Consider the following 23286-nt stretch of genomic DNA (forward strand, 5'->3'; position numbering starts at 1 on the left):
TGATACAGCTGTCGCTGAACCACCGCTATCGGGGGCAAGCCCCCTCCCACATTTGACCGCGTTCACCTCATCAAAAGTCTTTGCACAGGCGCAGGGCGTCGTAGATCGCAGCGTGGGTATTACGCTGGGCCACACAGTCACCGATGCGGAACAGCAAGTACCCCTCACCCGTCTCGCTCAGGCACGGCTGCGGCTTGATCGCGAACAGGGCTTCGACGTCCATCTGGCCCTTGTTGCGCGAGCCTGGCTTGAGGGCGTAGTAAATTTCCTCGTCCGGGCGCACGCCGTTTTCGATCACCACCTGGTCCACCACCCGCTCCTCCTGGGCCCCGGTGTATTCGTTCTCCAGCACCGCCACCAGTTTGTCGCCTTCGCGGTAGACCTTTTCCAGCATCATGTCGCCGGTCATGATCACTTCCTTGGGGTACATGCTGCGGTAGTAAGTCGGGAACGACGTACCGCCGATGGCCACGCCCGGCTTGATATCGTCGGTGACGATCTCGACCTGGCAGCCTTTGTCCGCAAGGAAATCCGCCACCGACATGCCGGTGAATTCGCAGATGGTGTCGTACACCAGGACGTTCTTGCCGGGTGCGACTTTGCCGTCGAGCACATCCCAGCTGCTCACCACCAACCCTTCGGCAGCGCCCCAGTGTTCGTTCTGCTCGATGAACGGATGCCCACCGACGGCCAGCACCACCACGTCCGGACGCAGGTCGAGGATGGTGTCGGCATCCGCCGCCACGCCCAGGCGCAGGTCGACTTTCAAGCGTGCCAGCTCCAACTGATACCAGCGCGTGATACCGGCAATCTGGTCACGCTGCGGCGCTTTCGATGCCGTGGTGATCTGCCCGCCGATAAACTCTTTCTTCTCCAGCAGGGTTACGTCGTGGCCACGTTCGGCGGCAACGCGTGCAGCCTCCATACCGGCAGGACCTGCGCCCACCACGACCACCTTGCGCTTGGGCCCGGTGGACTTCTCGATGATATGCGGCACGCCCATGTATTCACGGGAGGTCGCGGCGTTCTGGATGCACAGCACGTCCAGGCCCTGGTACTGGCGGTCGATGCAATAGTTGGCGCCGACGCACTGTTTGATCTGGTCGATCTGGCCCATCTTGATCTTGGCGATCAGGTGCGGGTCGGCGATGTGCGCACGGGTCATGCCGACCATGTCCACATAGCCGCCTTCGAGGATGCGCGTGGCCTGGTTCGGGTCCTTGATGTTCTGCGCGTGCAGCACCGGGACCTTGACCACTTCCTTGATGCCCGCCGCCAGGTGCAGGAACGGCTCCGGCGGGTAACTCATGTTCGGGATCACGTTGGCCAGGGTGTTGTGCGTATCGCACCCCGAGCCCACCACGCCGATGAAGTCGAGCATGCCGGTGTCGTCGTAATACTTGGCGATCTGCTTCATGTCTTCGTGGGACAAGCCGTCCGGGTGGAACTCGTCACCGCACAGGCGTATGCCCACGCAGAAGTCGTCACCCACTTCGGCACGTACGGCCTTGAGCACTTCCAGGCCGAACTTCATGCGGCCTTCGAAGCTGCCGCCCCATTCGTCGGTGCGCTTGTTGACCCGCGGGCTCCAGAACTGGTCAATCATGTGCTGGTGCACGGCGGACAGTTCCACCCCGTCCAGGCCACCGGCCTTGGCCCGGCGCGCAGCCTGGGCGTAGTTGCCGATCACGCGCCAGATCTCTTCCGGCTCGATGGTCTTGCAGGTGGCGCGGTGCACCGGCTCACGCACGCCGGACGGCGACATCAGGGTCGGCCAGTTGAAGCCGTCCCAACGCGAACGACGGCCCATGTGGGTAATCTGGATCATGATCTTGGCGCCATGCTTGTGCATGGCGTCGGCCAGGTTCTGGAAGTGCGGGATGATACGGTCGGTGGACAGGTTCACCGAACTCCACCATTCCTGGGGGCTGTCGATGGCCACCACCGACGAGCCGCCGCAGATCGCCAGGCCGATACCGCCCTTGGCTTTCTCTTCGTAATACTTCACATAGCGGTCGGTGGTCATGCCGCCGTCGGTGGCATACACCTCGGCGTGGGCGGTACTGAGCACGCGGTTGCGGATGGTCAGTTTGCCGATCTGGATCGGCGCAAACATTGCTTCGAAAGCCATGGCACGGTCCTCGGCTTACAACGGTTTTACGGTGAACAGGCCATCATCGTGGCCCTCTTCGGAGCCTCCGTAGACTTGTTCGGCCACAGTGCGGATTTTGCTGCCGCGCGCTTGCAGGATCTGGTCCATGGCGCCGGCAAACCAGCCGGTGAACATGTAGTCCACTTTGCGCCCGACCTTGCCGTACACGTAGACGAACGCCGAGTGCTCAAGCTTGACGCTGGCGGTGCCTTTGTCCAGGTCGATGTCCTGGATCTTGAACAGGCCCCAGCCGCGTTGCGACAGGCGCTTCATGTAATGCTCGAACACCGCGACGCCTTCCAGGCCGTGGCATTCGGCTTCTTTTTCACACCAGTGCCAGGCGGATTTGTAGCCGGCCTTGTAGAGGATTTCGGCGTAGGCGTCGGCGCCCAGCACTTCTTCGATACCCATATGGTTGTTGACGAAGAAATGGCGCGGCACGTACAGCATGGGCAGGGCGTCGGAGGTCCAGACACCGGTTTCGCTGTCGACTTCGATAGGCAATTGCGGGGCGATCTTGGCCATGGAAACTTAACTCCAGAAAAATTCGTGGTGGTGTTGCCGATAGGTGTCTGGCTTATTCGCCCCAGACGTCCTTCAAGACGTTGACCCAGTTCTCGCCCATGATCTTGCGTACCACGCGTTCGGGGTGGCCGCGCTTGAGCAGGGTCTCGGTCAGGTTGGGGAACTCGCCCACGGTGCGGATGCCCAGCGGGTTGATGATCTTGCCGAAGCTGGTCAGGCGACGGGCATAGCCCTTGTCATGGGTCAGCATTTCAAAGAAATCCTGGCCATGGCCCTGGGTGAAGTCGGTGCCGATACCGATGGCGTCTTCGCCGACGATGTTCATGGTGTATTCGATGGCTTCGGCGTAGTCGTCGATGGTCGAGTCGATGCCCTTGGCCAGGAACGGCGCGAACATGGTCACGCCGACAAAACCACCGTGGTCGGCGATGAACTTGAGTTCTTCATCGGACTTGTTGCGCGGGTGCTCTTTAAGCCCGGACGGCAGGCAGTGGGAGTAGCACACCGGCTTTTTCGATTCGAGGATGACCTCTTCGCTGGTCTTGGAACCGACGTGGGACAGGTCGCACATGATGCCCACGCGGTTCATCTCGCCGACAATCTCACGCCCGAAACCCGACAGGCCGCCGTCACGCTCGTAGCAGCCGGTGCCCACCAGGTTCTGGGTGTTGTAGCACATCTGCACCACCCCGACGCCGAGCTGCTTGAAGATCTCGACGTAGCCGAGCTGGTCTTCAAACGCGTGGGCATTCTGGAAGCCGAAGATGATGCCGGTCTTGCCCTGCTCCTTGGCCTTGCGGATATCGGCGGTGGTTTTCACCGGGATCACCAGGTCGCTGTTCTCGCGGATCAGGGTCTGGCTGGCAACAATGTTATTGATCGTGGCCTGGAAGCCTTCCCACACCGACACCGTGCAGTTGGCGGCGGTCAGGCCACCTTTGCGCATGTCTTCGAACAGGTCGCGGTTCCACTTGGCAATAATCAGACCGTCGATAACGATGCTGTCGGCGTGCAACTCGGCTGGGCTCATCAGGCGTCCCCTTATTGGCGATTCATGCGCCGAATCGTCTGCCGGCGCTTTGGGGCCAGCATATGCCCAGGGACCGACGGAGCCGGGTGCAAAAACGACAGGGGAATTGCCGAAAGCGTCAATCCACGACAAAGGCTGTTAAGAGAGGTCTGACTGGCGGCTGTTCTTTGTCTTACGCTTGAGCCAGAATTCCCGCATCACCTGATATGAGACGGCGCAATGAAATCGATTTTCCTGGCTTTGGCACTCATCGCAACCGGCGTCCACGCGGCCGAAGACACCGATAGCACGCCGTGCGACGGCATCGAAAACGACCAGCAAACCCTGGAATGCGCCACCTACAACAAAACCACCGCCGAGCAGTTGCTCAAGGACAACTATCAGGGCCTGCTCGAACGCATGGGTTCGACCTATGGCAGCGACAAGACCAAACTGGCGGACATTACCGCCCGTCTGAAGGACGCCCAGCAAAAATGGGAAAAACTGCGCGACGCCGATTGCGCGGTGGACACTTTCCCGGCGGTCACCGGGACCAAGGCCTATGCGATTGCGCACAACGATTGCCTGGCGCGGATGAGTGACGAGCGGTCGGAGTTTTTGGAGTCGATTGGGCAGGAATAAGCGACAATCCCCACCCCTTTCAATCTGAACCAAGGCCACTCATGACCCTCTGCGGCATCGAAATCAAAGGCAGCGAAGCCATCATCGCCCTCGCTTCACTGGACAACCAGGCGCTGACCCACGTCGCCCTGGCCACCAAGAAAATCGCCCTTGAAGACGATGATGAGGCCGCCAACGTCAAAGCCTTCGCCGCGCAGGTGAAGGCATTCGTGCAGGCAAACGCCATCACCCGTATCGCGATCAAGAAACGCAGCAAGAAAGGCGAATTCGCCGGTGGCCCGACGACATTCAAGATTGAAGGGGTGTTTCAGTTGCTGGACGGGGTTGAAGTGACGCTGCTGTCACCGCAGACGATCAATGCGCAGAACAAGAAGCACAGCTTTGAATTGCCGGCGACGCTGAACAAGTATCAGCATGAGGCCTACAAGGCGGCGTGTTCGGCGCTGCTGAAAAAATAAGCCACACCACAATCTACTGTGGGAGGGGGCTTGCCCCCGATGGCGGTGTGTCAGTCACTTATGTGCTGCTGACCCACCGCTATCGGGGGCAAGCCCCCTCCCACATTTGATCCGCGGTGCCGGCCGCTTTTATACCTAATTGACTAAAAAACGATCAAACCACCTCCCGTCGCCGATCCTCCCTCGGACATTTCGCAAACCTTGCGCGATAGCTGCGAGTGAAATAAGACGGCGACTCAAACCCGCACGCAATACTCACCTCCAGCACACTCATGCCGCTCTGGCGCAGCAGTTTCCGGGCTTTTTCCAGGCGCAGGCCCAGGTAGAAGTTGCTGGGCGTGTCGTTCAGGTGCAGGCGAAACAGCCGCTCCAGTTGACGCCGGGTGACCTTGATCGCCTCGGCCAGGGCCAGGGTGCTCAGGGGCGGTTCGGTGTGTTGCTCCATTTCGCCGATCACCTGCACCAATTTCTTGTTATGGATGCCGTAGCGGGTGGCGATTTGCATGCGCTGGTGGTCCTTGCGCGGGCGGATGCGGCCGAGCACGAATTGTTCGGAGACCTGGATTGCCAGGTCCGGGCCGTGGGCCTGGGCGATCAGGTCGAGCATCAGGTCGATGGACGCGGTGCCACCGGCGCAGGTGATGCGGCGGCGGTCGATCTCGAACAGTTCCTGGGTCACGCTGAGGTGCGGATAGGCCTCCTTGAAGGCGTCGATCGCTTCCCAGTGCAGGGTCAGCCGGTGGCCGTCGAGCAGGCCCGCCTCGGCCAGCACGCAGGCACCTGTGTCGATGGCGCCGAGGGTTGCACCGTCGTGGTCGAGGCGACGCAACCAGTGCGCCAGGGCAGGCGTAGCGAACTGCAAGGGTTCAAAGCCGGCCACCACCAATAAGGTCGCGCCTTTTTTAAGCGGCTCCAGCGCGGCATCGGCGTTGACCGACATGCCGTTGCTCGCCAGCACCGCCCCGCCGTCGGCGCTCAATACATGCCAGCGGTACAACTCGCCACGAAAGCGATTGGCCACGCGCAGCGGCTCAAGGGCGGAGATAAAGCCGATGGCCGAGAACCCCGGCATCAGCAAAAAATAAAAATCCTGGGACATGATGGCGCTCTCGTGGGACGACCAGCGTGGCACTGTGATACTCCCGTTCAAGGGCGGATTCAAGCGTGCAGGTCGCTGCAGTGCAAGAGCCGGTCGCCGCTGTGCGTTTCGGCGCTGGCGAAGGTACGTAACTTGGCTGCACGGCGCACAAAGACGCCGGACCCCACAATAACGACCTGCCGAGGGCTCCACCATGAACCGACTGATCAGCCGCAGCGTGCTTGCACTCAGCGTCAGCGCTATTTTGAGCACCCACGTCATGGCAGCGGATGCCGCTTCATGCCAGAACGTACGCCTGGGCGTGGTGAACTGGACCGACGTGATTGCCACCAGTGCCATGGCCCAGGTGTTGCTCGACGGCCTCGGCTATAAAACCAAACAGACCAGCGCCTCCCAGCAAATCATCTTTGCCGGCATCCGCGACCAGCGCCTGGACCTGTTCCTGGGCTACTGGAACCCGCTGATGACCCAGACCATCACGCCATTCGTCGACGCAGGGCAAGTCAAGGTGCTCGACAAACCGAGCCTGGAAGACGCCCGCGCCACCCTCGCCGTCCCCACTTACCTGGCGGACAAGGGCCTGAAGACCTTTGCCGATATCGCCAAGTTCGAGAAAGAGCTGGGCGGCAAGATCTATGGCATCGAGCCGGGTTCGGGCGCCAATACTCAGATCAAGGCGATGATCGCCAAGAACCAGTTCGGCCTGGGCAAGTTCCAGCTGGTTGAATCCAGTGAAGCAGCCATGCTCTCTGCCGTCGACCGTGCAGTACGCCGCAAGCAAGCCGTGGTGTTCTTCGGCTGGGCGCCGCACCCGATGAACGTCAACGTCGCCATGACCTACCTCACCGGCAGCGACGACGCCCTGGGCCCGAACGAAGGCATGGCCACCGTGTGGACAGTCACTGCGCCGGCCTATGCCGAGCAATGCCCCAACGTGCATAAGCTGCTGACCAACCTGACCTTCACCGCCGCCGACGAGAGCCGGATGATGCAGCCCCTGCTGGATCACAAGGACCCTATCGAGTCGGCCCGGCAGTGGCTCAAGGATCACCCGCAAGACCAGGCGCGCTGGCTGCAAGGCGTGACCACGTTCGATGGCAAACCCGCTGCCGCCAACCTGAAACTGACCAGCAAATAACCTTCTCCGAACCACCGTTTCGCGGCCATTCGAGGCCGCGAATGGCACCACTACGCCTGTAAGGAACCGCCTCATGAACCACGACGTCATCATCACCTGCGCACTCACCGGTGCTGGCGACACCAGCGCCAGAAGCCCGCACGTACCGGTCACCCCCAAACAGATCGCGGCCGCCGCCGTGGAAGCCGCCAGGGCCGGCGCCACCGTGGTGCACTGCCATGTGCGTGACCCGCACACCGGCAAGTTCAGCCGCGACGTGGCGCTGTACCGCGAAGTGATGGAGCGCATCCGTGAAGCCGACATCGACATCATCGTCAACCTCACTGCCGGCATGGGCGGCGACCTGGAGATCGGTGGCGGCGAGAACCCGATGGACTTCGGCCCCAACACCGACCTGGTCGGCCCGCTGACGCGCCTGGCACATGTGGAGGAACTGCTGCCGGAAATCTGCACCCTGGACTGCGGCACCCTGAACTTCGGCGATGGCGACACCATTTACGTGTCCACCCCGGCACAACTGCGGGCGGGCGCCAAGCGTATTCAAGCGCTGGGCGTGAAGGCCGAGCTGGAAATCTTCGACACCGGCCACCTGTGGTTCGCCAAGCAGATGATCAAGGAAGGCCTGCTCGACAACCCACTGTTTCAACTGTGCCTGGGCATCCCGTGGGGCGCCCCGGCCGACACCACCACCATGAAAGCCATGGTCGACAACCTGCCCGCCGACGCGGTGTGGGCCGGCTTCGGCATTGGCCGCATGCAGATGCCGATGGCAGCGCAAGCGGTGCTGCTGGGCGGCAACGTGCGGGTCGGCCTGGAAGACAACCTGTGGCTGGACAAGGGCGTGCTCGCCACCAATGGCCAACTGGTGGAGCGCGCCAGTGAAATCCTCAGCCGCCTGGGGGCGCGGGTCATGACTCCGGCGGAAGGCCGCGTGAAGATGGGCCTGACCAAGCGCGGATAAAAAATGTGGGAGGGGGCTTGCCCCCGATAGCGGTGGATCAGTAACGAATGCATCGACTGACGCACCGCCATCGGGGGCAAGCCCCCTCCCACAGGGGATCACCAAACTCTTTAGGAATGCACCCATGCGCTTTATCACAGAAATCAAAACCTTCGCCGCCCTGGGCAGCGGTGTTATCGGCAGCGGCTGGGTAGCCCGCGCCCTCGCCCACGGCCTGGATGTCGTGGCCTGGGACCCGGCGCCCGGTGCCGAGGCGGCGCTGCGCAAACGTGTCGCCAATGCCTGGGGCGCGTTGGAGAAACAAGGCTTGGCCCCGGGCGCTTCCCAGGATCGCCTGCGCTTTGTCAGCACCATCGAAGCGTGCGTCAAAGACGCCGACTTCATCCAGGAAAGCGCCCCGGAACGCTTGGAGCTGAAGTTGCAATTACACCGCCAGATCAGCGCGGCAGCCAAGCCGGATGCGTTGATCGGCTCGAGCACGTCAGGGCTGTTGCCGAGCGAATTCTATGAGGATTCGACCCACCCCGAACGCTGCGTGGTCGGCCACCCCTTCAACCCGGTGTACCTGTTGCCCCTGGTGGAAGTGGTGGGCGGCAAACGCACCGCGCCGGAGGCGATCCAGGCCGCCATCAAGGTGTATGAATCCCTCGGCATGCGCCCCCTGCACGTGCGCAAGGAAGTGCCTGGGTTTATTGCCGACCGGCTCCTGGAAGCGCTGTGGCGCGAGGCGCTGCACCTGGTCAACGATGGCGTGGCGACCACCGGTGAAATCGACGATGCGATTCGTTTTGGCGCCGGCCTGCGCTGGTCGTTCATGGGCACCTTCCTCACCTACACGCTGGCGGGCGGCGACGCGGGCATGCGCCACTTCATGGCGCAGTTCGGTCCGGCATTGCAGTTGCCGTGGACGTATCTGCCCGCGCCCGAATTGACCGACACGTTGATTGACGATGTGGTTGCCGGCACCAGCGACCAACTGGGCAGCCACAGCATTTCGGCGCTGGAGCGCTATCGTGATGATTGCCTGCTGGCGGTGCTGGAGGCCGTCAAGGTTACTAAAGCCAAACACGGCATGACCTTCGCTGAATAACACAATGTGGGAGGGGGCTTGCCCCCGATAGCGGTGGGTCAGCCAGCCCATCTGCCACTGACGAACCGCCATCGGGGGCAAGCCCCCTCCCACATTTTTACCGAGTACAGCCCCATGTCCGCATTAAAAACCTACACAACTAGAATTCAGCCCGCCTGGGTGGACTACAACGGCCACCTGCGCGATGCGTTCTACCTGCTGATCTTCAGCTACGCCACCGACGCGTTGATGGACACCCTGGGCCTGGACAGCGATAACCGCGAAGCCAGCGGCCACTCGCTGTTCACCCTGGAACTGCATTTGAACTACCTGCACGAAGTCAAGTTGGGGGCCGAGGTCGAGGTGCGCACCCAACTGATCGCCTTTGATGCCAAGCGCCTGCACCTCTATCACAGCCTGCATCTGCTGGGTGATGAAAAGGAGCTGGCCGGCAACGAACAGATGCTGCTGCATGTCGACCTGGCCGGCCCGCACGCAACGCCGTTCACTGAGGCCACGCTGCACAAGCTCACCGCAATCAGCGCTGCACAGGCCGAGCTGCCACGGCCCGCCCTGCTCGGCCGGGTCATCGGTTTGCCGGCAAAAAAAGCCCCGAACCAGCCGTGACTGGATCGGGGCAGAGGTGCCTTGTGTGAGCCGTGCATCCCGAGGGTGACCAAACCATCAAGCTGCGTGCCTGGCGCCAGTGTGCCTATTACCTGCAAGCCTGAGTAACCCGAAAACGACCTGTTCATAGCCATCCGAGGCATTGCTCGATTCTACGCTTGCCCACCGGCCGGGGGCCTACCAGAATCCAGCTCAATCACCGTTCCCTACACCAGGATAAACGTCATGATGCACGCGGATTTGATTGACCAGGATGACCTGCTGAGCCAACTGCGCTCGCTGGGTTTTGAAGTGTCCAGCGGTGCCACGGCCGAGCAGGCATGCGAGTGTGCGGTACGCGGTTTGAGCGAAGCGCGGGCCAAGGCGCTCAAGGGCATGGTGGAACAGATGTACACCGGCAAGGCGACGATTCTGCCGGCGGTGCGGCAGGCGATCGATAAGCAGTTGTTGCCGGCTTTGATGCAGTTCAAGCAGAACTCTGGCGCCTGAGAGACACTCTCCCTGTAGGAGCGAGCTTGCTCGCGAAAATCGTCAACGATAACGCGGGTAATCAGACACCCCGCAGCGATCTTGAGTTTTTCGCGAGCAAGCTCGCTCCTACAAAATTTAAAGCGGCCAGTGTCAGAGCCTTACGCTGGCGAACGTCGACTCATTGCGCGCCTGGCTCAACGCCGACATCGGCCCCGACAGCGGTGACAACACCAGTGCCTGCGGAATCGGCATCATCGCCACTTGCTGGGTGGTGTTGGAACCTACGCGCTCATCCCGCGGCGGAATGCCGAAGTATTCGCGGTAGCACTTGGAGAAGTGCGGCGTGGACACAAACCCGCACACCGACGCCACTTCGATGATCGACATCGGTGTCTGCTTGAGCAACTGCCGCGCACGGATCAAGCGCAACTTGAGGTAATAGCGCGACGGCGAACAGTGCAGGTATTTCTGGAACAGCCGCTCCAGCTGGCGACGCGACACGGCGACGTACACCGCCAGTTCGTCCAGGTCGATGGGCTCTTCCAGGTTGGCTTCCATCAGCGCAACGATTTCCTGCAGCTTGGGCTGGTTGGTGCCGAGCATGTGCTTGAGCGGCACGCGCTGGTGATCCTGTTCGTTACGGATGCGTTCGTACACAAACATCTCGGAGATGGCTGCCGACAGTTCACGGCCGTGGTCGCGGCTGATCAGGTGCAGCATCATGTCCAACGGCGCGGTGCCGCCGGAGCTGGTGAAGCGGTTGCGGTCGAGGGTGAACAGGCGGGTGCTCATGGCTACGCGGGGGAACGCTTCCTGCATCGACGCCAGGCATTCCCAGTGCACGCTGCAATCAAAACCATCGAGCAGACCTGCGCAGGCCAGGGCCCAACTGCCGGTGCACACCGCCCCCAGACGCCGGGACTGACGCGCCTGGCTTTGCAGCCACGACACGTGTTCGCGGGTGACGGTGCGCTGGATGCCGACGCCACCGCAGACAATCACCGTGTCCAGCACCGGGGCCTTGTGCATCGCGGCATCGGGCGTGATCTGCAGGCCGTCGCTGGCCCACACCTGGTTGCCGTCGACACTCAGGGTTGTCCAGCGATACAGCTCGCGACCGGACAGCTGGTTGGCCATGCGCAGCGGTTCCACGGCCGACGCCAGGGAAATCAGCGTGAAATTGTCCAGCAGCAAAAAGCCGATGGATTGAGGCGCACGGTTCTGGGGTTGGCCCCCGGAGTTGGACGACGTCATCACAGTATCTCCTCACACAAAGCAGGTGATGGCCTCAGGCGAGGCTCTTGTTATTGCGCTCATCCCTTGCAAGGACAGAGGCTTTGAATTGATAGAGCAAATGCCATGCCTAAATTTGAATGGCCATTCAACAAATCCTGAAAACGACCTGTTGACGCGTCTATATAAGCCCGCGCATTAAACGTGGGATATAACGCACAGGATGGGTGTTCAAGGGCCGTGAGCAGAACGGTAGCACTTGTGGGAAGGCGCTTTGCGGACGTAGGAAAAGTCTGTCACCCAAAGCACGGGGGACGGGTAACGGAGGGGTAAATCGTTCGCAGGCTACTTATCTATTTGCGACGCGCTAAAAGGTGGCGGTTTTGGTTGGGGTGTTCACTTTGTGAGCAGTGTCGCCTGGACCACCGCTATCGGGAGCAAGCCCCCTCCCACATTTGACCGAGTACATCCTGTAGGAATGCGGTCAAGTGTGGGAGGGGGCTTGCTCCCGATGCAGGCGACGCGGTCTCAGCACTCAACAGCACTGACCGCCAACCCGCCGCGCGACGTTTCTTTGTACTTGTCGTGCATATCCGCCCCGGTATCGCGCATGGTGCGGATCACCCGGTCCAGGGAGATAAAGTGCTGGCCGTCGCCGCGCAAGGCCATCTGCGCCGCATTGATCGCCTTGACCGCCGCAATCGCATTACGCTCGATACACGGCACTTGCACCAGCCCGCCCACCGGGTCGCAGGTCAGGCCCAGGTTATGTTCGAGGCCGATTTCCGCAGCGTTGCACAGTTGCTCCGGCGTGGCGCCGAGAATTTCGGCCAGGCCCGCTGCGGCCATGGCGCAGGCGGAACCCACTTCGCCCTGGCAACCGACTTCGGCACCGGAGATCGAGGCGTTCTTCTTGCACAGAATACCCACTGCCGCCGCGCCGAGCAGGTAGTCGACCACGTTGGCCTCAGTCACTTCTTCACTGAACTTCATAAAGTAATGCAGCACGGCCGGAATAATCCCCGCCGCGCCATTGGTGGGTGCGGTGACCATGCGCCCACCGGCGGCGTTTTCTTCGTTGACCGCCAGGGCGAACAGGTTGACCCACTCCATGGCGCTCAAGGTCGAACCGATCACATTCGGCTTGCCCAGTTCCTGCAGGCTGCGGTGCAGCTTGGCAGCGCGACGGCGCACGTTGAGACCGCCGGGCAGGATGCCTTCGTGCTTGAGGCCCTGCTCCACGCAATCCTGCATGGCACGCCAGAGTTTCATCAGGCCGCTGCGGATTTCTTCTTCGGAGCGCCAGGTTTTCTCGTTGGCCAGCATCAGTTCGGCGACCCGCAGGTTGTGGGTCTTGCACAGCTGCAGCAACTCGGCCGCGCTGGAGAAATCGTAAGGCAGTACGGTGCCGTCCATATCGGCCACGCCACTTTGCGCCTGGGCTTCATCCACCACAAAGCCGCCGCCCACCGAGTAGTAGGTGTCGCGGTGCAACTCGCCGTCATCCCCCCACACCACCAGGGTCATGGCGTTGGGATGGAACGGCAGGTTTTCGTCGAGCAGGCGCATGTCCCGTGACCATACGAACGGCACCGGCAGACGGCCATCGAGCAACAAGGTGTCGGTTTCGCGCAGCGTGTGGATACGCACGCCGATCTGCGACGGGTCGATTGCGTCCGGCCATTCGCCCATCAGGCCCATGATGGTGGCGGTGTCACTGCCATGGCCGATACCGGTGGCCGACAAGGAGCCGTAGAGTTGCACCTCGACGCGCCGAACCTGGTCCAACAGATCACGCTCGCGCAAGCCTTGAACGAACAGCGCGGCGGCGCGCATGGGGCCGACGGTGTGAGAACTCGAAGGCCCGATGCCGATCTTGAACAGGTCGAAAACACTGATAGCCATTGCGGTAGAACTCCTCGATAAGCACGGCCAGGCTTGAACGAGGTGCTACGCTCAGATCGCCCAGATGGCCGCATCATCAAGCTTTTGTGGCCGCTCACGGCGTCTCACACCGACGCATCCATGCTCACCAGCGTCGCTCGCGTGTAATGGCCTGTTTTGGGCGTTTTTTGCGGTGCAGAAGGGTAAAAACAGCGGTTTTACCTTTGGAAAAATCTGTAAGCGACGTCATCGGTACTGGATGCGACCCTCCCTGTACTGGATACGACGCCCCCTGTAGGCGTCAGATTTTCACTGGTACATGATCAGTCACGACTCGTTTGCAAGGCACCGTGCCAGAGCTGTCCAACGCACACTCCAATAGCAGCACTTATAAAGCGCGGCGAATGCCGCCAGAAAAAACACAGGAGTCTACCCCGATGAAAGGTTCACCCTCGTTGTTGTTGGCCGCCATGCTGAGTCTGCCGGTCATGGCGCACGCCGCAGAACCGGAACAGTGCAAGACCGTCAACTTCTCCGATGTCGGCTGGACCGACATCACCGTCACCACCGCGACCACCAGCGAAATCCTCAAGGGCCTGGGCTACAAGCCGCGCACCACGATGATTTCGGTCCCAGTGACCTACAAGTCCCTGGCCGACGGCAAGAACATGGACATCTTCCTCGGCAACTGGATGCCGACCATGGAAAACGACATCAAGCAGTACCGCGATGCCGGCACGGTGGAAACCGTACGTGCCAACCTGGAGAACGCCAAATACACCCTGGCGGTGCCCGAGGCGCTGTATGACAAGGGCCTGAAAGACTTCGCCGACATCGCCAAATTCAAGGATGAGCTGGGCGGCAAGATCTACGGCATCGAGCCGGGCAACGACGGCAACCGCACCATCCAGACGTTGATCGACAAAGACGCCTTCGGCCTCAAGACCGCCGGTTTCAAGGTGGTCGAATCCAGTGAAGCCGGGATGCTCTCCCAGGTTGAACGCGCCTCAAAGCGCAACCAGGCCATCGTGTTCCTGGGCTGGGAACCGCACCCGATGAACACCCGCTTCAAGATGAAGTACCTGACCGGGGGTGACGATTCGTTCGGCCCCAACTACGGCCAGGCCACCATCTACACCAACACCCGCAAGGGCTACACCCAGGAATGCAGCAACGTCGGCCAGTTGCTGAAAAACCTGGTGTTCACGCTGGACATGGAAAGCACCCTGATGGGTAACGTCCTGGACGACAAGATGAAGGCCGACGCCGCCGCCAAGGCCTGGCTGCAGAAGAACCCGCAAGTGCTCGACACCTGGCTCGCCGGTGTCACCACCGTCGATGGCAAACCAGGACTCGACGCCGTCAAGGCTTACCTCGCCAAGTAACCCCCGCTGACCCCGGGGCGGTGCGCTGCCCCGGGATGTATTCCCCTTCGCATGTGGACATTCACTACCATGCTGACTGAACAGAAAATCCCACTAGGCCAGTACATCGCTGCCTTCGTCGACTGGTTGACCCAACACGGTGCCAACTACTTCGACGCAATCGCATCGACACTGGAAACGATGATCCACGGCGTGACGTTTGCGCTGACCTGGTTCAATCCGCTGGCATTGATCGGTCTGATTGCGCTGCTGGCTCACTTTATTCAACGCAAATGGGGCCTGACGGTGTTCGTCATTGCCTCCTTCCTGCTGATCCTCAACCTGGGGTACTGGCAGGAAACCATGGAAACCCTCGCCCAGGTGCTGTTCGCCACCCTGGTCTGCGTGGTCATCGGCGTGCCGCTGGGCATTGTTGCCGCACACAAGCCGATGTTCTACACCATGATGCGGCCGGTGCTCGATCTGATGCAGACCGTGCCGACCTTCGTCTACCTCATCCCTACCCTGACCCTCTTCGGGCTGGGTGTGGTGCCTGGGTTGATTTCCACGGTGGTGTTCGCGATTGCCGCGCCGATCCGCCTGACCTACCTGGGTATCCGCGATGTACCGCAAGAGTTGATGGACGCCGGCAAGGCCTTCGGCTGCTCGCGCCGCCAGTTGCTCTCGCGCATTGAACTGCCCCACGCCATGCCGAGCATTGCCGCCGGCATTACCCAATGCATCATGCTGTCGTTGTCGATGGTGGTGATCGCGGCGCTGGTCGGCGCCGATGGCCTCGGCAAGCCAGTGGTCAACGCACTGAATACCGCGGACATCGCCCTGGGCTTCGAGGCCGGGCTGGCAATCGTATTGCTGGCCATCATGCTCGACCGTATCTGCAAACAACCCGATGCCAAAGTAGGGGGTGATGCATGAGCATTATCCGATTCGACAAAGTCGACGTGATCTTTTCCAAAGACCCACGCGAAGCGCTCAAGCTGCTGGACCAGGGCATGAGCCGTAACGAAATCCTGAAAAAGACCGGGCAGATTGTCGGCGTGGAAAACGCCAGCCTGGATATCGAGAAAGGCGAGATCTGTGTGCTGATGGGCCTGTCGGGCTCCGGTAAGTCCAGCCTGCTGCGCTGCATCAACGGCCTCAATACGGTCAGCCGTGGCCAACTGTTTGTGGAGCATGAAGGTCGCCAGATCGACATTGCCTCCTGCACCCCCGCCGAGCTGAAAATGATGCGCACCAAACGCATCGCCATGGTGTTCCAGAAATTCGCCCTGATGCCCTGGCTGACGGTGCGCGAAAACATCAGCTTCGGTCTGGAAATGCAGGGCCGCCCGGAAAAGGAACGGCGCACGCTGGTCGATGAAAAACTCGAACTGGTGGGCCTGAGCCAATGGCGCAACAAGAAGCCGGACGAACTGTCCGGCGGCATGCAACAGCGCGTCGGCCTGGCCCGTGCGCTGGCGATGGACGCCGATATCCTGCTGATGGACGAACCCTTCTCCGCCCTCGACCCGCTGATTCGCCAAGGCCTGCAGGATGAACTGCTGGAGTTGCAACGCAAGCTGAGCAAGACCATCGTGTTCGTCAGCCACGACCTCGACGAGGCCCTCAAGCTGGGCAGCCGCATCGCGATCATGAAAGACGGCAAGATCATCCAGTACAGCGTGCCGGAAGAGATCGTGCTGAACCCGGCGGACGACTATGTGCGCACCTTCGTCGCCCACACCAACCCGCTGAACGTGCTGTGCGGGCGCAGCCTGATGCGTACGCTGGATAACTGCACGCGGGTGAACGGTTCGGTATGCCTGGACCCGGGCGGCGACTCCTGGCTGGACCTGGCCGAAGGCAACACCATCCAGGGTGCGCGGCAGAATGGCGTGGCGATGAACCTGCAGAACTGGACGCCGGGGCAAGCGGTGGAAGGGCTGGGCCGCGTACCGACCCTGGTGGACTCGAACATCGGCATGCGCGATGCGTTGCAGATTCGCTACCAGACGGGGAACAAGCTGGTGTTGCATGACAACAACAAGGTGGTGGGCATCCTCGGCGACAGTGAGCTCTACCATGCCCTGCTGGGCAAGAACCTGGGCTAGCAAACACTGCAAAGCAAAATGTGGGAGGGGGCTTGCCCCCGATGGCAGTGTGTCAGTCAGTACACCTGTTACTGATACACAGCCATCGGGGGCAAGCCCCCTCCCACATTTAAGGCACCATCAGGCTTCAACTATCAGCTATAGACCCGGCCAAGGAGTTGCCGATGGCTTTCAAACTGATCGAGCACATCCCGGGTGATCTGCTCCTGGGTGAAGCCCATCAGGTCGTATTCCTGAGGCCCGTTGTGCAGGTACACCTCGGCACGGTAATAACGCGTGCGCTCTTCTTCAGGCAAGTCAGCCGGCGCCGACGAGTAGGCATCCAGGCTGACTTCGTAGACAAACGGGTTGCCCTCCTCCATCTCGATCCGCACACCGATGCAGCGCTTGGATTTGCCCAGCAGCGTCTGCACGTGCAAACCCTGCTCACGCAACGCCGTCGCCGCTTCTTCAAGCGCCGGCGTGACGTGCTTGTCCATAAAGCGTTGCACGGTGCCCTGGCTCGGTTGCAGGTCCAGTGCGGTCAAGCGCTCGCTGAAGCCGCGACGCCCGCGTTCAGCCAATTGCGCCTGCTCCTGTTCGATGGCCACGTCCTGGCGCATGGCCTTGTGCAAACCGAACATGAACAGAATCAGCACCACCGAGAACGGCAGCCCCGCCAGCACCACCATGGTCTGCATGGCTTCGAAGTTGCCGGCGAACAGCAGGCCGATGGTCACCAGGGTAATCACCGCCGACCAGAAGATGCGCAGCCAGTGCGGCGCATCTTCATCCACGTTGCCGCCCTTGCACGACAGGTTGGCCATCATCACCGCGCCGGAATCCGCCGGCGTCAGGAACAGCACGAAGCCGACGAAGATCGACACACCGATGACGACTTTCGACGCCGGGTAATGCTCAAGCAACTGGTAGATCGCCATGGACGGTTGTTCCAGCGCGGTCTTGCCCAGCTCCACGGCGCCGTGGTTCAGCACCAGGTCCAGCGCCGAGTTGCCGAAGATCGACAACCACGCCAGGGTGAAGCCCAGCGGGATCAGCAGCACGCCGGCCACCAGTTCACGCACGGTCCGCCCACGGGAAATACGCGCAATGAACATGCCCACGAAGGGCGCCCAGGAAATCCACCAGGCCCAGTAGAACAGGGTCCACAGGCCCATCCAGCGTTCGGTCTTGGCGCCGTCGCCTTCATACACATACAGGTCGAAGGTTTTCAGCACGATACCGTTGAGGTAGTCACCGGTGTTCTGCACCAGGCCGTTGAGCAAGTGCAGCGTGGGGCCGAACAGCAGCACGAAGATCAGCAAGCCGCTGAACAAGACGATGTTGAGGTTGGACAGGCGGCGAATGCCGTTCTCCACACCCGACACCGCAGCGATGGTCGCCACGGTGCTCATCACGATGATCACGATCAGCAGGTTGGTGTTGCTGTGCGCCATGCCGAACAGGTTTTCAAGCCCAGACGACACCTGCATCGCGCCAATCCCCAGGTTCGTCACCAGACCAAGCAAGGTCACGAACATGCCGAAACCGTCCACCGCGTGGCCGGCCGCGCCTTTTACCCAGCGCTCGCCCACCAGCGGGTACAGCGCCGAACGCAAGGCCAGCGGCTGGTTATGGCGATACGCGAAGTACGCCACGGCCAGGCCGACCAGCGCATAGATCGCCCAGCCATGCAGGCCCCAGTGCAGGAAGGTCAGTTGCAAGGCCTGGCGTGCCGCGCCATTGCTGGCAGCCGCGCCTTCGGGCGGGTTGAAGTAGTGGTCCAGCGGCTCGGAGGCACCGAAGTACAGCAGCGAAATGCCGATGCCCGACGAGAACAGCATGCCGGCCCAGGCGCCGTAGCTGAAGTCCGGGGTGTCGTCCTTGCTGCCCAGTTTCAATTTGCCATAGGACGAAAACGCCAGGCCGACCACGAACACCAGGTAGGCGGCGATGACCACCATGTAGTACCAACCGAAGCTTTTCGACAGCCAGGCCTGGGCGACGCCGAGCATGCGCCCGGCCTCCTGCGGGGCGATGATCAGGATGGCGGTCAACAACAGAATCAACGCGGTGGAGGTGTAGAACACCCAACCGTTGACCCGCACCTTTTCCGGCGGGGTTTTTATAAGAGAGGCAGAACTCATGGCGCAGATGCTCCGGGCAGTGCGAGAGAGAAACACAAGGCAACGGTTATCCCGGGACATCGATTTTTCGGCAGTCGACGGACGGGTGTTATAAAGACATCCCGAAAATCCTGGACCCCGCCGAAGCGGTACCCAAGCCCTGATACGGCCTGTTTCAGGGGTTTTAGCAGGTGTCAGAGGTCGCGGCTCTCAGGTAGGAAACTTCTGTAGGCAGCGACCATTTGTCGCAGAGCTTATTCTTTGTTGATTGAACGTTCAATCAAAACAAAATAGACTGGCCTTCAAGCCGACGGACGTGGATCGCCTGTCGGCAGGCCAAAGGAGAGGTGCTACATGCCCAAGGTCGGTATGCAACCCATACGCCGCCAGCAGTTGATCGAAGCCACGATGACGGCCATCGATCAAGTCGGAATGGGAGATGCCAGCATTGCGCTGATCGCCCGTTTGGCAGGCGTCTCGAACGGTATCATCAGTCACTACTTTCGGGACAAGAACGGCCTGATCGCAGCGACGATGCAGTACTTGATGAGCGTGCTGATGGAAAACATCCACACACGTCGACAAGCGTTGAAGGATGACAGCCCGCGCGCCCACCTTCAGGTGATCGTCGCCGGCAACTTCGACGCCAGCCAGGTCAACGGCCCGGCAATGAAAACCTGGCTGGCCTTCTGGGCCTCCAGCATGCACCACCCGTCTTTGCACAGGTTGCAGCGGATCAACGATCAACGTCTGTATTCCAACCTGTGTTGCCAGTTCCGCCGTGCGCTGCCGTTGCCCGAAGCACGCAGCGCAGCCCGAGGCCTGGCGGCCCTGATCGACGGTTTATGGTTGCGCGGTGCCCTGTCGGGAGACGCTTTCGACACGGAGCAGGCGCAACGCATTGCTCACGAATACATGGATTTCCAATTGGCCAAGCAGGTGAGTCAGAGCACATAACCGCTCAACTCCCGAACCGCGCCAACCACTTATGCACTTGCGAGGACTTTATGGCCCGTTTCGAACTGCAAAAACTCTACATTGACGGCGGCTACAGCGACGCTGGCAGCGATGCCACCTTCGAAGCCATCAACCCGGCTAACGGTGAAGTTCTCGCCCAAGTGCAACGCGCAACGAAAGATGACGTTGAACGTGCCGTGGTCAGCGCCGAAAAAGGCCAGAAAATCTGGGCTGCGATGACCGCCATGGAGCGTTCGCGCATCCTGCGCCGCGCCGTCGACATCCTGCGCGAGCGCAACGATGAGCTGGCCGCCCTGGAAACCCTGGACACCGGCAAGGCGTTCTCCGAAACCAAATACGTCGACGTCGTCACCGGCGCCGACGTGCTGGAATACTACGCGGGCCTGGTGCCGGCCATCGAAGGCGAGCAGATTCCGCTGCGCGACACCTCCTTCGTCTACACCCGTCGCGAGCCGCTGGGCGTGGTCGCCGGTATCGGCGCATGGAACTACCCGATCCAGATCGCCCTGTGGAAATCCGCACCGGCCCTGGCCGCCGGTAACGCGATGATCTTCAAGCCCAGCGAAGTCACCTCGCTGACCACCCTGAAACTGGCCGAGATCTACACCGAAGCCGGCGTTCCGGCCGGTGTGTTCAACGTCCTGACCGGCAGCGGCCGTGAAGTCGGCACCTGGCTGACCGAGCACCCGCGCATCGAGAAAGTCTCGTTCACCGGCGGCACCGATACCGGCAAGAAAGTCATGGCCAGCGCTTCGAGCTCGTCGCTCAAGGAAGTGACCATGGAACTGGGCGGCAAGTCGCCGCTGATCGTGTTCGAAGACGCCGACCTGGATCGCGCCGCCGACATCGCGATGATGGCCAACTTCTACAGCTCCGGCCAGGTCTGCACGAACGGCACCCGCGTGTTCGTGCCCAAGCATCTGCAAGCAGCGTTCGAAGCCAGGATTCTTGAACGTGTTGCGCGCATCCGTGTGGGCGACCCGCAAGACGACAACACCAACTTCGGCCCGCTGGTCAGCTTCGCCCACATGGAAAGCGTGCTGGGCTACATCGCCAAGGGCAAAGAGCAAGGCGCACGCCTGCTGTGCGGCGGCGATCGTCTGACCGACGGCGACCTGGCCAAAGGCGCGTTCGTGGCCCCGACCGTGTTCACGGACTGCACCGACGACATGACCATCGTGCGTGAAGAAATCTTTGGCCCGGTGATGAGCATCCTCACCTATGAAACCGAAGAAGAAGTGATCCGTCGCGCCAACGACACCGACTTCGGCCTGGCAGCCGGCCTGGTCACCAAGGACCTGAACCGCGCTCACCGCGTGATTCATCAACTGGAAGCGGGTATCTGCTGGATCAACGCCTGGGGCGAGTCCGACGCGAAGATGCCGGTGGGTGGCTACAAGCAATCGGGTGTGGGTCGTGAGAACGGGATCAGCTCGCTGAACAACTTCACGCGCATCAAATCGGTACAGGTTGAGTTGGGTGATTACGCCTCGGTGTTTTAAGACCCGAGTCTTGTATTGCCTTTGAGGCCGCCATCGGGGGCAAGCCCCCTCCCACATTTGACTGTGTTTACACATCTGAACTTGTGAACACAGTCAGTGTGGGAGGGGGCTTGCCCCCGATGAGGCCCGACCTGACCACACTTCAAAGAGGGTGCATCCAATGTCCCAAGAATACGACTACATCATTGTGGGTGCCGGCTCCGCCGGTAACACCCTGGCGACTCGCCTGACCGAAGACGAAGGCGTCACCGTCCTGTTGCTGGAAGCCGGTGGCCCGGACTACCGTCTCGACTTCCGTACCCAGATGCCGGCCGCCCTGGCCTTCCCGCTGCAAGGCCGCCGCTATAACTGGGCCTACGAAACCGATCCAGAGCCGCATATGGACGGCCGCCGCATGGAGTGCGGGCGTGGCAAGGGCCTGGGCGGTTCATCGCTGATCAACGGCATGTGCTACATCCGCGGCAACGCCATGGACTACGACAACTGGTCGAAGCTGCCGGGCCTGGAAGACTGGACCTACCTGGACTGCCTGCCGTATTTCCGCAAGGCCGAAACCCGCGACATCGGCCCCAACGACTACCACGGCGGCGAAGGCCCGGTCAGCGTGACCACGCCCAAAGCAGGCAATAATCCGCTGTTCCACGCCATGGTCGAAGCCGGCGTACAGGCCGGTTACCCGCGTACCGAAGACTTGAACGGCTACCAGCAGGAAGGCTTCGGCCCGATGGACCGTACCGTCACGCCCAATGGCCGTCGCGCCAGCACCGCACGCGGTTACCTGGACACGGCTAAAAAGCGTTCGACCCTGACCATCGTCACCCACGCCCTCACCGACAAAGTGTTGTTCGAAGGCAAGCGTGCGGTCGGCGTGCGTTACCTGATCGGCGCCGCCGAAGAGCGCGTTGAAGCTCGTGCACGCAAGGAAGTCCTGGTGTGCAGCGGTGCAATCGCCTCGCCGCAACTGCTGCAACGCTCCGGCGTCGGCCCGGCCAGGCTGCTGGAAAGCCTCGACATCCCGGTGGTCCATGACCTGCCAGGCGTCGGCGAAAACCTGCAGGATCACCTTGAGCTGTACCTGCAGTACGCCTGCACCCAGCCGGTGTCGCTGTACCCCTCGCTGCTCTGGTACAACCAGCCGGCCATCGGTGCCGAATGGCTGTTCAACGGCACCGGTATCGGCGCCAGCAACCAGTTCGAGGCCGGCGGTTTTATCCGTTCGCGCCCGGAATTCGAATGGCCGAACATCCAGTACCACTTCCTGCCGGTCGCCATTAACTACAACGGCAGCAACGGTGTGAAAGAGCATGGCTTCCAGGCGCACATGGGTTCCATGCGTTCGCCAAGCCGTGGCCGCGTGCACCTGAAGTCGAAGAACCCACGGGACTACCCGAGCATCCTCTTCAACTACATGGCCACCGAACAGGACTGGCAGGAATTTCGTGACGGCATCCGCCTGACCCGCGAAATCATGCAGCAGCCGGCGCTCGACCCTTACCGTGGCCGCGAAATCAGCCCAGGTATCGACGTGCAAACCGATGAGCAGCTGGACAAGTTCATCCGCGAGCACGCCGAGACCGCGTTCCACCCGTCCTGCTCGTGCAAGATGGGCACCGACGAGATGGCGGTGGTCGACGGCGAAGGCCGCGTGCACGGCATGCAGGGTTTGCGTGTGGTGGATGCGTCGATCATGCCGATCATCACCACCGGTAACCTGAACGCGCCGACGATCATGATCGCCGAAAAAATCGCCGACAAGATCCGTGGCCGCCAGCCACTGCCGCGCAGCACCGCCGACTACTACGTGGCCGGCGATGCGCCGGTGCGTGGCAAGCCGATGCGTGAAATTGCGCAGTAACTGAAACACGGCGGCGCTCCCATCGGGGGCAAGCCCCCTCCCACATTCGACCGTGTTCCAAAGGAAGTACGCGGTCAAGTGTGGGAGGGGGCTTGCCCCCGAT

The 23286-nt window shown here is 61.3% G+C and carries 20 protein-coding genes; 13 read left to right on the forward strand and 7 right to left on the reverse strand.

What is annotated here, in order from left to right; translation table 11 throughout:
• Nucleotides 1–70: 70 nt before the first annotated feature.
• From dgcA to BOP93_RS24880, 3 genes are read right to left on the reverse strand one after another with little or no spacing between them, the layout of a single operon-like run.
• Nucleotides 71–2131, reverse strand: a complete 2061-nt coding sequence (gene dgcA / locus BOP93_RS24870) for a dimethylglycine demethylation protein DgcA (RefSeq protein WP_065896290.1) — start codon at nt 2129–2131, stop codon at nt 71–73.
• 15 nt (nt 2132–2146) lie between these two features.
• Entirely contained in the window at nt 2147–2677 is a 531-nt protein-coding gene (locus BOP93_RS24875) for a DUF5943 domain-containing protein (protein WP_008033249.1), read from the reverse strand.
• Nucleotides 2678–2729: 52 nt separating this feature from the next.
• Entirely contained in the window at nt 2730–3707 is a 978-nt protein-coding gene (locus BOP93_RS24880; RefSeq protein WP_065885436.1) for a dipeptidase, read from the reverse strand.
• A 219-nt stretch (nt 3708–3926) separates the two neighbouring features.
• Here BOP93_RS24880 and BOP93_RS24885 point away from each other — a divergent pair, with 219 nt between their 5' ends.
• Both BOP93_RS24885 and BOP93_RS24890 read left to right on the forward strand, forming a co-directional pair.
• Complete coding sequence (locus tag BOP93_RS24885) at nt 3927–4328, forward strand: lysozyme inhibitor LprI family protein (RefSeq protein WP_065885435.1); 402 nt, start codon at nt 3927–3929, stop codon at nt 4326–4328.
• Between the two features lie 41 nt (nt 4329–4369).
• Nucleotides 4370–4786 (forward strand): DUF3010 family protein, encoded by a 417-nt coding sequence (locus tag BOP93_RS24890; RefSeq protein WP_104504958.1) that lies wholly within the window; start codon nt 4370–4372, stop codon nt 4784–4786.
• Between the two features lie 154 nt (nt 4787–4940).
• Here the strand turns inward: BOP93_RS24890 and BOP93_RS24895 are convergent, their stop codons facing one another.
• Nucleotides 4941–5885, reverse strand: a complete 945-nt coding sequence (locus BOP93_RS24895; RefSeq protein WP_162303225.1) for a GlxA family transcriptional regulator — start codon at nt 5883–5885, stop codon at nt 4941–4943.
• A gap of 193 nt (nt 5886–6078) precedes the next feature.
• On the opposite strand from BOP93_RS24895, the gene BOP93_RS24900 reads away from it, so the two are divergent.
• From BOP93_RS24900 to BOP93_RS24920, 5 genes are all read left to right on the forward strand, one after another.
• On the forward strand, nt 6079–7023 hold the full coding sequence (locus tag BOP93_RS24900) for a choline ABC transporter substrate-binding protein (RefSeq protein WP_104504960.1): 945 nt from the start codon (nt 6079–6081) through the stop codon (nt 7021–7023).
• A 73-nt stretch (nt 7024–7096) separates the two neighbouring features.
• The gene (locus BOP93_RS24905; RefSeq protein ID WP_104504961.1) at nt 7097–7984 is read left to right on the forward strand and encodes a 3-keto-5-aminohexanoate cleavage protein; all 888 of its coding nucleotides are present in this window, start codon (nt 7097–7099) and stop codon (nt 7982–7984) included.
• A 124-nt stretch (nt 7985–8108) separates the two neighbouring features.
• Nucleotides 8109–9074 (forward strand): L-carnitine dehydrogenase, encoded by a 966-nt coding sequence (locus BOP93_RS24910; RefSeq protein ID WP_104504962.1) that lies wholly within the window; start codon nt 8109–8111, stop codon nt 9072–9074.
• A 114-nt stretch (nt 9075–9188) separates the two neighbouring features.
• On the forward strand, nt 9189–9680 hold the full coding sequence (locus BOP93_RS24915) for a thioesterase family protein (protein ID WP_065896295.1): 492 nt from the start codon (nt 9189–9191) through the stop codon (nt 9678–9680).
• A 225-nt stretch (nt 9681–9905) separates the two neighbouring features.
• Entirely contained in the window at nt 9906–10169 is a 264-nt protein-coding gene (locus tag BOP93_RS24920; RefSeq protein WP_065892447.1) for a hypothetical protein, read from the forward strand.
• Nucleotides 10170–10301: 132 nt separating this feature from the next.
• On the opposite strand, the gene BOP93_RS24925 is transcribed toward BOP93_RS24920, so the two are convergent.
• Both BOP93_RS24925 and BOP93_RS24930 read right to left on the reverse strand, forming a co-directional pair.
• A complete protein-coding gene (locus tag BOP93_RS24925; RefSeq protein WP_065885427.1) occupies nt 10302–11405 on the reverse strand; it encodes a GlxA family transcriptional regulator in 1104 nt (367 codons plus the stop codon).
• Nucleotides 11406–11912: 507 nt separating this feature from the next.
• Nucleotides 11913–13289, reverse strand: a complete 1377-nt coding sequence (locus BOP93_RS24930; RefSeq protein WP_065937083.1) for an L-serine ammonia-lyase — start codon at nt 13287–13289, stop codon at nt 11913–11915.
• 416 nt (nt 13290–13705) lie between these two features.
• On the opposite strand from BOP93_RS24930, the gene BOP93_RS24935 reads away from it, so the two are divergent.
• The 3 genes from BOP93_RS24935 to choV all read left to right on the forward strand — a co-directional run bounded on the left by BOP93_RS24935 (nt 13706) and on the right by choV (nt 16743).
• Nucleotides 13706–14653, forward strand: a complete 948-nt coding sequence (locus BOP93_RS24935) for a choline ABC transporter substrate-binding protein (RefSeq protein WP_104504963.1) — start codon at nt 13706–13708, stop codon at nt 14651–14653.
• A 69-nt stretch (nt 14654–14722) separates the two neighbouring features.
• Nucleotides 14723–15568 carry a choline ABC transporter permease subunit gene (gene choW, locus BOP93_RS24940; RefSeq protein WP_003194913.1) on the forward strand — a complete coding sequence of 282 codons (846 nt, stop codon included), beginning with the start codon at nt 14723–14725 and terminating at the stop codon, nt 15566–15568.
• Entirely contained in the window at nt 15565–16743 is a 1179-nt protein-coding gene (gene choV / locus BOP93_RS24945) for a choline ABC transporter ATP-binding protein (protein ID WP_104504964.1), read from the forward strand. The genes choW and choV overlap by 4 nt, the downstream gene beginning before the upstream one ends.
• 134 nt (nt 16744–16877) lie before the next feature.
• On the opposite strand, the gene BOP93_RS24950 is transcribed toward choV, so the two are convergent.
• Nucleotides 16878–18812 carry a BCCT family transporter gene (locus BOP93_RS24950; protein WP_237140441.1) on the reverse strand — a complete coding sequence of 645 codons (1935 nt, stop codon included), beginning with the start codon at nt 18810–18812 and terminating at the stop codon, nt 16878–16880.
• Between the two features lie 390 nt (nt 18813–19202).
• On the opposite strand from BOP93_RS24950, the gene betI reads away from it, so the two are divergent.
• The 3 genes from betI to betA all read left to right on the forward strand — a co-directional run bounded on the left by betI (nt 19203) and on the right by betA (nt 23183).
• Nucleotides 19203–19805, forward strand: a complete 603-nt coding sequence (gene betI / locus BOP93_RS24955; RefSeq protein WP_104504965.1) for a transcriptional regulator BetI — start codon at nt 19203–19205, stop codon at nt 19803–19805.
• A gap of 50 nt (nt 19806–19855) precedes the next feature.
• On the forward strand, nt 19856–21328 hold the full coding sequence (betB, locus tag BOP93_RS24960) for a betaine-aldehyde dehydrogenase (protein WP_104504966.1): 1473 nt from the start codon (nt 19856–19858) through the stop codon (nt 21326–21328).
• Nucleotides 21329–21488: 160 nt separating this feature from the next.
• Nucleotides 21489–23183, forward strand: coding sequence for a choline dehydrogenase (gene betA, locus BOP93_RS24965; protein ID WP_104504967.1), 1695 nt, complete (start codon nt 21489–21491; stop codon nt 23181–23183).
• Nucleotides 23184–23286: the final 103 nt, after the last annotated feature.

Origin of the sequence: Pseudomonas orientalis, assembly GCF_002934065.1 — a bacterium.
GTDB classification, from domain to species: Bacteria; Pseudomonadota; Gammaproteobacteria; order Pseudomonadales; family Pseudomonadaceae; genus Aquipseudomonas; species Aquipseudomonas orientalis_A.